The sequence below is a fragment of the Arthrobacter sp. EpRS71 genome (genome assembly GCF_001512285.1).
In the GTDB taxonomy this organism is placed as follows: domain Bacteria; phylum Actinomycetota; class Actinomycetes; order Actinomycetales; family Micrococcaceae; genus Arthrobacter.
Map to the genome: position 1 here is coordinate 380,772 of NZ_LNUV01000006.1, position 12,352 is coordinate 393,123.

General features: G+C 62.8%; 13 protein-coding genes. 11 read left to right on the plus strand and 2 right to left on the minus strand.

The genetic code is table 11. The features are described 5' to 3' along the window. The first annotated feature begins 194 nt into the window (after nt 1–194). Together AR689_RS11985 and AR689_RS11990 are read left to right on the plus strand one after the other, a co-directional pair. Nucleotides 195–1,481: a sensor histidine kinase gene (locus AR689_RS11985; RefSeq protein WP_231745641.1), complete on the plus strand. Its 1,287-nt coding sequence runs from the start codon at nt 195–197 to the stop codon at nt 1,479–1,481. Then, nucleotides 1,478–2,158 (plus strand): winged helix-turn-helix domain-containing protein, encoded by a 681-nt coding sequence (locus AR689_RS11990; RefSeq protein ID WP_020608526.1) that lies wholly within the window; start codon nt 1,478–1,480, stop codon nt 2,156–2,158. Before AR689_RS11985 ends, AR689_RS11990 begins: the two co-directional genes overlap by 4 nt. An 86-nt stretch (nt 2,159–2,244) precedes the next feature. On the opposite strand, the gene AR689_RS11995 is transcribed toward AR689_RS11990, so the two are convergent. Next, the gene (locus AR689_RS11995) at nt 2,245–2,781 is read right to left on the minus strand and encodes a hypothetical protein (RefSeq protein WP_062070439.1); all 537 of its coding nucleotides are present in this window, start codon (nt 2,779–2,781) and stop codon (nt 2,245–2,247) included. Nucleotides 2,782–3,074: 293 nt separating this feature from the next. Between AR689_RS11995 and AR689_RS12000 the strand changes: the two genes are divergently transcribed. The 6 genes from AR689_RS12000 to rlmB all read left to right on the plus strand — a co-directional run bounded on the left by AR689_RS12000 (nt 3,075) and on the right by rlmB (nt 7,921). Next, complete coding sequence (locus AR689_RS12000; protein ID WP_011690592.1) at nt 3,075–3,557, plus strand: CarD family transcriptional regulator; 483 nt, start codon at nt 3,075–3,077, stop codon at nt 3,555–3,557. Between the two features lie 121 nt (nt 3,558–3,678). After that, nucleotides 3,679–4,461: a 2-C-methyl-D-erythritol 4-phosphate cytidylyltransferase gene (ispD, locus tag AR689_RS12005; protein WP_062070442.1), complete on the plus strand. Its 783-nt coding sequence runs from the start codon at nt 3,679–3,681 to the stop codon at nt 4,459–4,461. After that, nucleotides 4,461–5,012: a 2-C-methyl-D-erythritol 2,4-cyclodiphosphate synthase gene (ispF, locus tag AR689_RS12010; protein ID WP_062070444.1), complete on the plus strand. Its 552-nt coding sequence runs from the start codon at nt 4,461–4,463 to the stop codon at nt 5,010–5,012. Before ispD ends, ispF begins: the two co-directional genes overlap by 1 nt. After that, nucleotides 5,005–5,358, plus strand: a complete 354-nt coding sequence (locus AR689_RS12015; protein WP_062070446.1) for a hypothetical protein — start codon at nt 5,005–5,007, stop codon at nt 5,356–5,358. Before ispF ends, AR689_RS12015 begins: the two co-directional genes overlap by 8 nt. Nucleotides 5,359–5,393: 35 nt before the next feature. Further along, the gene (gene cysS / locus AR689_RS12020) at nt 5,394–6,848 is read left to right on the plus strand and encodes a cysteine--tRNA ligase (protein ID WP_062070448.1); all 1,455 of its coding nucleotides are present in this window, start codon (nt 5,394–5,396) and stop codon (nt 6,846–6,848) included. 80 nt (nt 6,849–6,928) lie between these two features. After that, nucleotides 6,929–7,921: a 23S rRNA (guanosine(2251)-2'-O)-methyltransferase RlmB gene (rlmB, locus tag AR689_RS12025; RefSeq protein ID WP_062070450.1), complete on the plus strand. Its 993-nt coding sequence runs from the start codon at nt 6,929–6,931 to the stop codon at nt 7,919–7,921. A gap of 313 nt (nt 7,922–8,234) precedes the next feature. On the opposite strand, the gene AR689_RS12030 is transcribed toward rlmB, so the two are convergent. After that, nucleotides 8,235–9,044: a carbon-nitrogen hydrolase family protein gene (locus tag AR689_RS12030; protein ID WP_062070452.1), complete on the minus strand. Its 810-nt coding sequence runs from the start codon at nt 9,042–9,044 to the stop codon at nt 8,235–8,237. 238 nt (nt 9,045–9,282) lie between these two features. Here AR689_RS12030 and glgX point away from each other — a divergent pair, with 238 nt between their 5' ends. From glgX to AR689_RS12045, 3 genes are read left to right on the plus strand one after another with little or no spacing between them, the layout of a single operon-like run. Further along, complete coding sequence (gene glgX / locus AR689_RS12035) at nt 9,283–11,397, plus strand: glycogen debranching protein GlgX (protein WP_062070454.1); 2,115 nt, start codon at nt 9,283–9,285, stop codon at nt 11,395–11,397. A 40-nt stretch (nt 11,398–11,437) separates the two neighbouring features. Then, a complete protein-coding gene (locus tag AR689_RS12040; protein WP_062070456.1) occupies nt 11,438–11,953 on the plus strand; it encodes a guanyl-specific ribonuclease in 516 nt (171 codons plus the stop codon). Between the two features lie 19 nt (nt 11,954–11,972). Next, a complete protein-coding gene (locus AR689_RS12045) occupies nt 11,973–12,332 on the plus strand; it encodes a barstar family protein (RefSeq protein WP_062070458.1) in 360 nt (119 codons plus the stop codon). The last annotated feature ends 20 nt before the right edge of the window (nt 12,333–12,352 follow it).

Here is a 12,352-nt window from a genome sequence, read left to right on the forward strand (position 1 = left end):
CGTCCTTTCCTTGGAAATCCTCGTCCCCTGCCGGGCGTCGGATTTCAAAACCATTGACAGTCCAACCAGTAACTGTGTCAGGGGCCAGTGAACGGTTCGGCTCCTTTAGATGAACGTTAGTTGAACCGTCCGCGTTTGGGGCCGGATCACTGCTTGGCCGTGTTTGCACAGCATAAGCTGGACACGTGGATCCATTGCTCATAGGTGTCGTCGCCGGCCTCGTAGGCCTGTCGTTGGGCGTCTTTGGCATGCTCGCTTTCAGAATCAGCGAGCGGCAACGCAGCATCGTGGACCTGGACGTGAGCGAACCCCTGCTTCCTGAGGGGGCCGCGGAAGTGCTGTCCGTCGTCGGGCGCGCCTTCGTGGTGGTGGACGCGATCGATGGCGTGGTCCGTGCAAGTCCCGCCGCGTATGCGTACGGCTTGGTGCGCGGGCACACCGTGGTTCACAAACAGCTCCTGGACATGACAGCCAAGGTCCGCCGCGACGGCGTGATTCTGGAGGAGCAATACGAACTCCCGCGTGGCCCGCTGGGCAAAGGCACCATTGTGGTCCAGGTCAGGGCAGCCATGCTCGGGTGGGAATATATCGTGCTCCTGGCCGACGACCGCACCGAGATCACCCGCACCGAGGAGATCCGGAACGACTTCGTGGCCAACGTCTCCCACGAGCTCAAGACCCCGGTGGGTGCCATCTCCCTCCTGGCCGAAGCCCTCGAAGCCTCGCCCGATGACGAAGAAGCAGTCCGCCGCTTCGCCAAGCGCATGCACAAGGAATCCGGGCGACTGGCGGCCCTGGTCCAGGACATCATTGAACTTTCGCGGTTGCAGGGCGCCAACGTGGCCCAGCAGGGCCTTCCAGTGAACATCAACACCGTCATCACCGAAGCGGTGGATCGCTCGCAGTTGCCGGCAGAGAGCAAAAACATCCAGATTGTGGTGGGTGGACACTCGGAGTCGCTGGTGTTCGGAGACCACGACCTCCTGGTGACGGCACTCCGTAACCTGATCGACAACGCCATCCGCTACTCGCCGGAAAACACGCGGGTTGGTGTCGGCGTTCGGACGCGGGAGGGCGTGGTCGCCATCTCCGTCACGGACCAAGGCGAAGGCCTTACGCCGGAAGACCAGGAACGGGTGTTCGAACGCTTCTACCGCGTGGACGCGGCACGATCCCGGCATACCGGCGGCACAGGCCTCGGCCTCAGCATCGTCAAGCACGTGGTGTCCAACCACGGCGGCGAGGTGACCGTCTGGTCCCAGCCCGGCCAAGGGTCAACGTTCACCGTCCGCCTGCCGGAGATGGAAGGCCAGGACGACGACGCCGGCCTGCCGCCTTCCGCCGCAGCTGCGTCTTCGGAACTTGAGGCGAGTACCGTCGTCGAGCCCCGTCCCATGAGTCAACAACCCCACCACGTCAGCCAAAACGTGAATGAAAAAACGGGCGCCAACGGCGCCCAAGAGCAAGGAGCCAGCGCTTGAGCCGGATTTTGATAGTGGAGGACGAAGAGTCCTTCAGCGACCCCCTGTCCTATCTCCTGGGCAAAGAGGGTTTTGACGTCGAGGTAGTGGATAACGGCAGCGACGCCTTGGTGGAATTCGACCGGAACGGTGCAGACCTCGTCCTTTTGGACCTGCAGTTGCCGGGGACGCCGGGGACCGAAGTCTGCCGGCAACTGCGCCAGCGCTCCAGTGTCCCGGTCATCATGTTGACGGCCAAAGACTCTGAAATCGACAAGGTTGTTGGCCTGGAGCTCGGTGCCGATGACTACGTCACCAAGCCCTACTCTTCCCGTGAACTCGTAGCCCGTGTCCGTGCGGTTCTGCGCCGCCAGGGTGAGCCGGAGGAGCTCATCACGTCCACCGTGCAGGCCGGACCTGTCCGCATGGACATTGAACGTCACGTGGTGAGCGTCAACGGTGAGCAGGTTTCGCTGCCGCTCAAGGAGTTCGAGTTGCTCGAAATGCTGCTCCGCAACTCTGGCCGGGTTTTGACGCGTGGCCAGTTGATCGACCGCGTGTGGGGTTCAGATTATGTGGGGGACACCAAGACACTCGATGTCCATGTGAAGCGGCTTCGGAGCAAGATCGAACCGGATCCTTCGGCTCCCCGATACCTGGTGACTGTGCGCGGACTCGGTTACAAGTTCGAGCCGTAAGCGCTCCGTCCTATTTTCAGACAACAAAGGAAGGGTCCCGCCGCGGCGGGACCCTTCCTTTGTGTGTCGCTTGTGGCTTGCTGCTGCTAGTGTCCGGCGGCCGGAGCCTCGGAGGACGTCGCAGTGGAGGTTGGCGTTGCCGTGGGGCTCGGCGTGGTGGGCAGGTACTTGGCGTATTCGGGGAGAGTGCCGTCCAGCACCGGGACGTTGATGGTCGCGGAGTCGGAACCACTACGGATGGTGACCGGGACCAATCCGCCGGGGATGACTCCTGCGGTGCTGAGGATCGCTGCATCCGCGGTGTCGTTCAAGAAGGTCTCGCCGTTGGCCTTGACCGGGATCTCGGTCTGGGCTCCGTTGGCACCGCTCATGGTGAGGGTGGCGTCGGTGGCCGAGGTGTTGAAGACGGCGCCGATGACACGGCCCGGCTCTTTCTCGCCCGAGGCAACGATCAGGATGTTACGCAGCTGCAGCGAACCGAGATCAGCTTTGATCCCGTCCGAGGCCGAGTACTGGTGGGTAGTCTGCTGGGCGTTGACGAATCCACATCCGGTGACGGACAGAAGACCGACGCCGATTGCAGCCGCCGCAATTGCCAGCTTGCCGCGCTGGACAGGGTTCATCGCAGTATTGCGCACGACACCTACTCCTCAAGAGTCATTGGAACACTTTTCAGCCATAGCCTATCGGCAAACCAGTCGAAATAAGGATTCGGGAAGGCTATGTGGCGCCATCGGTTAAGGAGATCTTGCTCGCACATTGTCTCCGCGATGCATCTTTACCGTAATACGTCAAGACCTTGGAGGAAGTCGATTAAGGCCTTATTCCCTTTATTGGCGCGGCAGAAGAGCCTCCTGCGTGCCAGTCGTATGCCTTAATCGTGATAGACTAATCTGCGGGAAAGGGGAAAGTCCACATGGTTTTTGAGGTCGGCGAGACAGTAGTTTACCCTCACCACGGTGCAGCAAAAATTGAGGAAATCAAGATGCGCACCATCAAGGGCGAAGAGAAGATGTATCTCAAGCTCAAGGTGGCTCAGGGTGATCTGACCATTGAAGTTCCAGCAGAGAACGTAGACCTTGTTGGGGTCCGGGACGTAGTGGGCAAAGAAGGCTTGGAGCACGTGTTTGACGTTCTCCGCGCCGAGTTCACTGAAGAGCCTACCAACTGGTCACGTCGTTACAAGGCGAACTTGGAGAAGCTTGCTTCGGGCGATGTCATCAAGGTGGCGGAGGTCGTTCGCGATCTTTGGCGTCGTGATCACGATCGCGGCCTTTCCGCAGGTGAGAAGCGGATGCTGGCCAAGGCGCGGCAGATTCTGATTTCAGAACTGGCCCTGGCTGAGAAGACGGATGAAGAGAAGGCTGCAAGCGTTCTTGACGAGGTCTTGGCTTCCTAAGAATTGAGCCCGGTGGTGCGAAGGTGCCGCCGGGTTTCTTTTTGCCCAAATACTGCCGGGGAGACCTGGTCATTGAGTATGTTGGGGCGCCTTCAAGTACTTTCCCAGTAATCTTGGGCGCATGAGTACTCCTTCCAAGCGCGCTGTTACGGCCGTGATTGTGGTTGCTGCCGGTTCCGGCGAGCGACTCGGCTACGGCATGCCCAAAGCCCAGGTTCCGCTGGGAGGTGAGACCATCCTGATGCATGCCCTACGTGGAGTGGTTGCCTCTGATGTGGCCCGCCAGATCTGCATCGCCGTGCCCAAAGGGGACACGGAACTCCGCGAGCAGATTGACGGGTTCACCGTGGAACTCGTGGACGGCGGCCCGGAAATAACAGTCGTCGACGGCGGTTCCTCCCGCGCTGATTCGGTGCGCGCCGCTATGGCCGCGTTGGAAGACGGAACCGAATTGGTGCTGGTCCATGATGCCGCCCGTGCACTGACTCCCGAGCGTGTTTTCCAGCGCGTAGCCGACGCCCTGGCCGCCGGCGCGAAAGCAGTCATCCCCACGTTGCCGGTGGTGGACACCATCAAGACGGTGACTGAAACCAGCGGCGATGATGCGGCCATAGCCCCTGAACTCGTCACGGGCACAGCCCCCCGTGAACAGCTCCGCGCCGTCCAAACTCCCCAGGGGTTCGAGTTGGCCACCCTGCGCCGAGCCCACGAGGCTGCGGGCCTCTTCGACGACAAGCAGTCCGCGGCCGTCACTGACGACGCCATGCTGGTGGAACTCCTGAACGTTCCGGTTCACGCCGTGCGCGGGGCCAGCCAATCGCTCAAGATCACTACTCCGTTGGACCTGATCATCGCCGAGGGGCTGTTGGAAGGCCCGCTGGGGATTCGTTGGGTGGAAGGCTGATGACACTGAACATGGTCCTTCCGCGTACCGGCGTTGGTATCGATGTCCACGCATTCGCCCCCGAAGACGACCCGCAGCCGCTGTGGTTGGGCGGGCTCTTCTGGGAAGGCGAGCAAGGGCTTTCAGGGCATTCGGACGGCGACTGCGTAGCCCACGCTGCTGCCGACGCACTCTTCTCCGCCTGCGGAATCGGTGACCTGGGTACGCACTTCGGCACGGACCGCCCCGAGTTCGAGGGCGCCTCGGGTGTGCGGCTGCTCAGCGAGGCCGCCCGCATTGTGCGTGCTGCCGGCTTCGAGATCGGCAACGTCGCTGTGCAGTTCGTCGCTAACCGCCCTAAGTTCGGGCCACGCCGGGAAGAATCCCAGCAGGTCTTGAGTGAAGCCGCGGGGGCGCCGGTCAGTGTCACAGCCACCACCAGCGACGGACTGGGCTTCACGGGACGCGGCGAAGGGATCTCCGCTGTTGCTACAGCCCTCGTGTACCCCGTTTCCGGACACGAGGGGGCGGCATCCGAGCCGGGACCCGCGAAAGGTGCCCCGCATGCTTAAGTCACGTGCCGGCGTCGTGCGTTCCGCTGTGGTGACTGCAGGCTTGGCCGCAGCGCTCCTGCTGAGTGGGTGCGGAGGGGCCCAAACCATGGACGTCAAAGCCAGCTGCGCGTTCCTGAATGACGACACCTTCAAACCCGACGGCAACCAGCAACAGCAGTCCAAACAGATCGCCGAGCACTATCACCAGATCGCTGGCAAACTGGCGCCGGAAATCGGCAACCCGATCAAGGAGATGGCCGCGATCATGGACGAAGCAGCGGGATCGTCCCTCGGTGCAGCCACTCAGGACCAGCAGGAGAAACTCAAAGTCCAGTTCAACAAGATCGGCGAATACTGCAAGTAGGCAGGTCACGCCGCGTCATCGGCTAATCTGGAGCGGTGACCCTGCGCTTCTATGACACCGCCTCCGCCGAAGTCCGCGACTTCGTTCCCCTCGAAGACGGCAAGGCCAGCGTGTACTACTGCGGGGCCACCGTCCAAGGAATGCCGCACGTGGGCCACGTCAGGTCGGCCATCGCCTTTGATCAACTGACGCGCTGGCTCGAGTTCCGGGGCCTCCGGGTCACGGTGGTACGCAACGTCACGGACATCGACGACAAGATCCTGGCCAAGTCCGCCCAGTCGTTCGGGCCGGACTGGGACGCGGAGCCATCCGCGCGCCAAGCCGAAGAATGGTGGGCACTGGCATACCGCTACGAGCAGGAATTCGAGAACGCCTACGAATCCCTCGGCGTGCAGCGGCCCACCTACGAGCCCCGCGCCACGGGCCACATCCCGGAAATGCATGCGCTCATCCAGCGCCTCATCGACCGTGGCCACGCATACCCTGCACTGGACGATTCCGGCGATGTCTACTTCGACGTCCGATCCTGGAGCAAGTACGGCTCGCTGACCCGGCAGAATATTGATGACATGCAGGGAGCGCCCGACGCCGACCCTCGGGGCAAGCGCGACCCCCGCGACTTCGCGCTGTGGAAAGGTTTCAAAGACGGTGAGCCCGTCACCGCTAAATGGGAGTCTCCTTGGGGCGCAGGGCGTCCCGGCTGGCACCTCGAGTGCTCGGCCATGGTCACCAAGTACCTTGGCCCGCGGTTCGATATCCACGGTGGGGGACTGGACCTTCGCTTCCCGCACCACGAAAACGAGATGGCCCAGTCCCAGGCTGCCGGCGACGACTTCGCCAACTTCTGGATGCACAACGGCATGGTCACGTACGAGGGCGAAAAGATGTCCAAGTCCATCGGCAACACGGTCAGCCCGGCCGAAATGCTCCAGCTCGCATCGCCTCGCGTGGTCCGCTACTACCTGGGCCAGGCCCACTATCGTTCCATCCTGGACTACCGGCCCACATCCCTGCAGGAGGCCGCTGCCGCCGTCGAGCGCATTGACGGGTTCATCCACAAGGCATCCGCCAAGGTGGGCACGGGCGCCTCGGACGTTTCCCCGCAGGCGAATATGCCCGCGGCTTTCATCGCAGCCATGGACGATGACCTCAACGTTCCCCAGGCCCTGGGCGTCCTGCACGAAACCGTGCGGGCAGGCAACACGGCGCTGGCTGCCGGTGACCTGGACGCCGCGAAAGCCGCCCTCTACAGCGTGCTATCCATGACCGACGTGCTGGGCCTGGACTCGGTCAAACGTCCGGAAGCTGTCCAGGGGCGCGAGCACGATGCCCTGGAAGTGCTGATCGAAGCGCAACTCGAAGCCCGTGCTGCCGCCAGGGCCGCCAAGGACTGGGCAGCTTCGGACGCTATCCGGGACACCCTCGCTGCTGCCGGCGTGGTCGTCGAAGATGGTGCGGACGGCGCCACCTGGAGCCTGAAACGCGACTGACAAACCGGCGCGACGGCCGAATTGCATCGGGTCAGTAGACTTGATTCCAGACTTACTCACAAAATCAAGGATGGAATCTCATGGCCAATAATGGTCGCCGGTCGGTCAAGCAGAAGAAGGGCCCCACCACCGGAACCGGTGGCCACGGCCGCAAGGCCTTGGAAGGCAAGGGTCCCACGCCCAAAGCGGAGGAACGCACCTACCACAAGGCATACAAGAACAAGCAGTTGGCTGAGCGCTCCGCCGCCAAGCGTGGATCGGGCCCCCGTACCGGTGGCGCCGGCGCCCGCTCCGGTCCCAAGGGCCGTGCAACAGAAGAGCTCGTGACGGGCCGTAACTCGGTAGTCGAAGCGCTCCGCGCCGGCATCCCGGCCAAGGCACTGCACGTCGCCATTCGCATTGAAATGGACGACCGCGTCAAGGAATCCCTCAAGCTCGCTGCCGAACGCGGTATCCCGCTGCTCGAAACGGGCAAGGTTGAGCTGGACCGCATGACCGAGGACGCTGTCCACCAGGGCCTCGTACTGCAGATCCCGCCGTACGAATACGAGGACGCTTACGACCTCGCCGAGACGACTCTCGCCAAGTGGAAGAAGGGGCACATCTCCAACGCCCCCATCTTTGTTGCACTGGACGGGATCACCGACCCCCGCAACCTCGGCGCGATCATCCGCTCCGTCTCCGCGTTCAGCGGCCACGGCGTCATCGTCCCCGAGCGTCGCTCCGTCGGCGTCACCGCGTCCGCCTGGAAGACCAGCGCCGGTGCCGCTGTCCGCGTACCCGTCGCCCGCGCGTCGAACCTCAACAACGCGCTCAAGCAGTTCAAGAACATGGGTATCTACGTGCTCGGCCTGGACGGAGACGGCGACGTCTCGCTGCCGGACCTCACCGTGGCAACCGAGCCCGTGTGCATCGTAGTGGGCTCCGAAGGCAAGGGGCTCAGCAGGCTCGTGCGCGAAAACTGCGACCAAATCGTCTCGATCCCGATCGACTCCGCCATGGAGTCACTCAACGCATCCATGGCCGTTGGTATCTCGCTGTACGAAGTGTCGAGGCAGCGCGCCGCCAAGTAGTCCTTCAGAAGGCGCCGCAAGCGCCATTCCTCCGCGTGCTCGCTCGTTCCTCGCTTAGACGCACGCTTCCGGATGGCCCTTGTGGCGCCTTTCGTATGCCCAACGCTCTATCAGGTCCCTCGGGTTTGGGCCTGGCGCTCTCTCATTTCCCTCGGGTTTGGGGCTGGCGCTCTCTCACTTCCCTCGTAGTTGGGTTTGCCGAACAAAATGGGGAAATTCACCGGGACGGGTAGCGCCGTCCAACCCCGATGTTCGGTCTCCGGCCGCTGCGTGAGAGAGGGCCGGCGGGAAGGGCTTGAGATGTGAGAGGGTGTTAGAAGTCGCGGCGGTTGGCCAGCACGGGGAGTTTGGCGCGGGCGTCTTCCACAGTGGCGGGGTCGAGGTCGTGGAAAATGAGGCCCGGCTCACCTTCGAGGGCTTCCAGTACCTGTCCGAACGGGGATACGACGGCGGAGTACCCCACGCCCGTGGGTGCGGCACCTTTAGCTTCTACACCTTGGGTGGCAGGATCGCCTTGGCCGCAGGCGAGCACGAACGTGGTGGTGTCCACGGCGCGGGCGCGGGCCAGGAGCTGCCACTGATCGGCCTTGCCCGGGCCGGAACCCCATGACGCGGACACAATGTTCACCACGGCTCCGCGCTGGGCATTGGCCGTGAACAGGGCGGGGAAACGGATGTCGTAGCAGGTAGCCAAACCAAAGGTGAGGCCACCGGCGTCGAACGTTACCGGCTCCTTACCCGCCTCAACGGTGTCCGATTCCGCGAAGCCGAACGCATCAAAGAGGTGAATTTTGTCGTAGCTCGTTTCCACGCCGGGCCCCGTGGCCAGAAGCGTGTTCCGCACCCGCGGGGATCCGGACTCGGAGGGGTTGCCAGGGGTGAACATTCCGGCCACGATCACCAGCTGAAGTTCCTCGGCGAGGGATCGCACCCGGCTGGCCCACGGCCCGTCCAAGGGCTCAGCGATGTCCAGCAGCGAATTTCCGAACGCGCGCATCATCGCCTCGGGGAAAACCACCAATTCGGCGCCGCCGTCTTTGGCCCGGCGGGCGTTCTCCTCCAAGAGCCGCAGGTTGTTGGCCAGATCCCGGCCGGTGATGACTTGGGCAAGTGCCACTCGCACGATAAAACCTCCAGTTGTCTCCGTCCCAGTATGCCAAGGGGGTGGCCCGGCGGCGGCGGGTCGCGACACAATCGGGGCCTGAGACCTCCATGGCGCACGCCCCGGGGCAGCGTTCCAGCACGTGAGCGGCTGATCAAATCCCGCCATGTTAGGGCAAGTAATGAAATCGAGATGCTGAACGTCGTCACATGGCGGGCCCGCGCGGTACATACTTTGCGTGGAACTAAACTTGCAAGCAATGGTTATGCCGATTTTTGACACAGCAGCTGCCCTGGATGCGTCGCAGCCCAGGCCCCTCGGACTGAGCGCGCCCCAGCCCGGAGTTTTCGACGCCCAAACCACACCCAACGATTCGGTGAACGTGGCCGTCTTCGCACCGGATCTGGACCGCGTGGAGGTGGTGTTCCAAGCACCCGGCGAACCGTGGCAGTCCCACATTCTGTCCAACGTTGAGAACGGCGTCCATTTCAGCCTCGTCAACGGCATGCCGCCCGGCACCCGCTACGGCTTCCGTGAGGCCCCCGGCGAGGGCGGACTTCCGCTGTCCATCCCGGCTATGGACCTGGACGACGACGGCGGCCAGCCACTGCTGCTCGATCCTTATGGCCGCGCCGTGGACCAGCGGGGCGAGTTCCTCACCAGCGTTCACGTGGATACAGGCTTTGATTGGGGCGATGACCGCCCGCCACGAACGCCCATGCGCACCTCGGTGATCTACGAGGCACATGTTCGCGGCCAAACCATGCTGCACCCGGACATCCCGGAGCACCTCCGCGGGACCTACGCGGGCATGGCGCATCCTGTGATGATCCAGCACCTCACTGAACTGGGCATTACGGCCGTCCAGCTCCTGCCCATTCATTTCCACTTGGACGAGTCCCACCTTCAGGACTTGGGCATGACCAATTACTGGGGCTACAACACGGCCGCCTTCTTCGCTCCCCACGCTGACTACGCCACGGAGGCTGCTCGCAATGCGGGTCCCCACGCGGTGCAGGATGAGCTCAAGGGCATGATCAAACTGCTCCACGCGGCGGGGATCGAAGTCATTCTCGACGTCGTGTACAACCACACCGCCGAAGCGGGGCCCGACGGACCGCCGCTGAGCTTCCGGGGTTTGGCAGAGAAACGGTACTACCGGCACGATGCCCATGGGCGCTACCTGGACACCACCGGATGCGGCAACACCTTGGATTTCAGCGATCCCGTAGTGGTTGACCTCGCCCTGGATTCCTTGCGTTACTGGGTGAACGATTTCCATGTGGACGGGTTCCGCTTCGACCTCGCGGTGACACTGTGCCGGGACGCCAGCAACACCTTCGATCCCCAGCACCCTTTCCTGCAGGCGATTGCCGAGGACCCCGTACTCTCAGCGGTCAAGCTGATCTCCGAGCCTTGGGATGTTGGCTATGGCGGCTGGCAGACGGGGCGGTTCCCGCACGGATGGTCGGACTGGAATGACCACTTCCGCGACGGCGTCCGCAGCTTCTGGCTCTCGGACAGGGCTGCCATGGACTCTGGTGGCCAGGGTGGCTCTGTTGCGTCGCTGGCTGAGCTCATGGCGGGCTCCGCAAACCTCTTCGCATCATCGGGACGCGGACGGCTGGCCAGCGTCAACTTCATCACCGCCCACGACGGTTTCACCCTCAAGGACCTGGTCAGCTACGACCGCAAGCATAACGAGGCCAACGGGGAGCAGAACCGCGACGGCCACGGAGACAACCGGAGCTACAACCACGGTGTGGAGGGCAGGAGCGAGAACGAAGCAATCGTTGCCGCCCGCGCACTGTCCGTCCGCAACCTGATGGCCACCTTGCTGCTGTCGTTCGGCGTTCCCATGATCACTGCCGGTGACGAGATCGGGCGCACCCAACAGGGCAACAACAACGCCTACTGCCAGGACAATCCCACGGCCTGGCTTGATTGGAGCCGCACCCAGGAAGCCAACGCCATGTTCAGGACCACGCGTGAACTGGTCAGGCTGCGCCGTTGGTTCTTGAGGCACCAGCCTGAAGGCTTCCCAGGCAACGCGAACGACTCCAGCCTTCAATGGTTTGATGACAAGGGAAAGCGGATGACTCCGGCTCGCTGGAACGATCCCAGTGTCCGCTCCGTCCAGCTCCTGATGGGTCACGAGGATAGTGAGATCCGCGGGTTGATCTCAGTGAACGGCAGCAACCAGGACGTAAAAATGGTCCTGCCGGAGATCTTGAGCGAGTCAGGCATCGGAAAGCGCATGTTTGAACTTCGTTTCACCACCTCGGTGCTGCACGAGCGAAGGAAGGGCGCGTTGGTGGCGTCGGGCGAGCGGGATATCCTGCAGGCCAACACCATCAATATTTACCGCACATAGTCGCTGCCTAGAAGCACCAACTAACAGGGGGTCTCTCAGAATGAACCGCAACCGCAGCAAACTGGTGGCTTTCGCGGGTCTGGTGATCGCCGTCGTCGTGCTGGTGGTTGCAATGGTGGGCGGAGGCTCACTGACCGCTCAAACCACGACGCCGGAACCTGGCTCCACGTCCACGTCACCAACGGCGGCAGCCACCGGAGGTGCCACCCCCGCCGTCGCTGACTCAGCCGTCCCCGCCGACCCAGCCGTCCCCGCAGTGGCCAACCCTTCGTCGCTGCCCGCCATCAACGCCTCACAGCTACCCAAGGAAGCACGCCAAACGCTTGCCCTGATTGCTCAGGGCGGCCCGTACCCGTACGAGCGCGACGGCGTGAACTTCGGAAATTTTGAGGGATTGCTGCCCAAGAAATCCGGCGGTTTCTACAAGGAGTACACGGTGCCCACACCAGGAGAGTCGGACCGAGGTGCGCGCCGAATTGTTGTGGGCAAGGATTCAGCCAAGTACTACACCCCTGACCATTACGAGTCATTCACCTTCATTGTCGAAGACAAATAGCCCACACAAGCAGGAGCCCATGAAGATCTATTCCGCAGACACCTGGACCCTCGAAGAGCTGCAGGAGCAGATCTCCGACGCCGGCCGCCGGGCCCTCGTGGTCCCACCGGCCACCACCAAGCAGGCAGTCCTTGAGGTTTTCGGCCAGGTCCTCGATTTCCCCGAGTACTACGGCGTGAACCTTGACGCCCTCAACGACTCCTTGCATGACTACGCCGATGCCCTCTCAGAGGACGACGGCAGCCCGGTCACCATGATCTGGCAGGTCCCGCCTGCCTACCGCACGGACCGTTCCTTCGGCGTGGTCTGCGAGATCCTCCAAGACGCAGAGAGCTACGCCGGCCGGGACCTGACAGTCATAGCCATCTTCGAGAATTAGTCGGTCCAACTTACGTCGCT

Coding starts and splice junctions, on each gene's coding strand:
- AR689_RS11995 (WP_062070439.1), bottom strand. CDS start 2,781: ATGAACCCTGTCCAGCGCGGCAAGCTGGCAATTGCGGCGGCTGCAATC.
- AR689_RS12000 (WP_011690592.1), top strand. CDS start 3,075: ATGGTTTTTGAGGTCGGCGAGACAGTAGTTTACCCTCACCACGGTGCA.
- ispD (WP_062070442.1), top strand. CDS start 3,679: ATGAGTACTCCTTCCAAGCGCGCTGTTACGGCCGTGATTGTGGTTGCT.
- ispF (WP_062070444.1), top strand. CDS start 4,461: ATGACACTGAACATGGTCCTTCCGCGTACCGGCGTTGGTATCGATGTC.
- AR689_RS12015 (WP_062070446.1), top strand. CDS start 5,005: ATGCTTAAGTCACGTGCCGGCGTCGTGCGTTCCGCTGTGGTGACTGCA.
- rlmB (WP_062070450.1), top strand. CDS start 6,929: ATGGCCAATAATGGTCGCCGGTCGGTCAAGCAGAAGAAGGGCCCCACC.
- glgX (WP_062070454.1), top strand. CDS start 9,283: ATGGTTATGCCGATTTTTGACACAGCAGCTGCCCTGGATGCGTCGCAG.
- AR689_RS12040 (WP_062070456.1), top strand. CDS start 11,438: ATGAACCGCAACCGCAGCAAACTGGTGGCTTTCGCGGGTCTGGTGATC.
- AR689_RS12045 (WP_062070458.1), top strand. CDS start 11,973: ATGAAGATCTATTCCGCAGACACCTGGACCCTCGAAGAGCTGCAGGAG.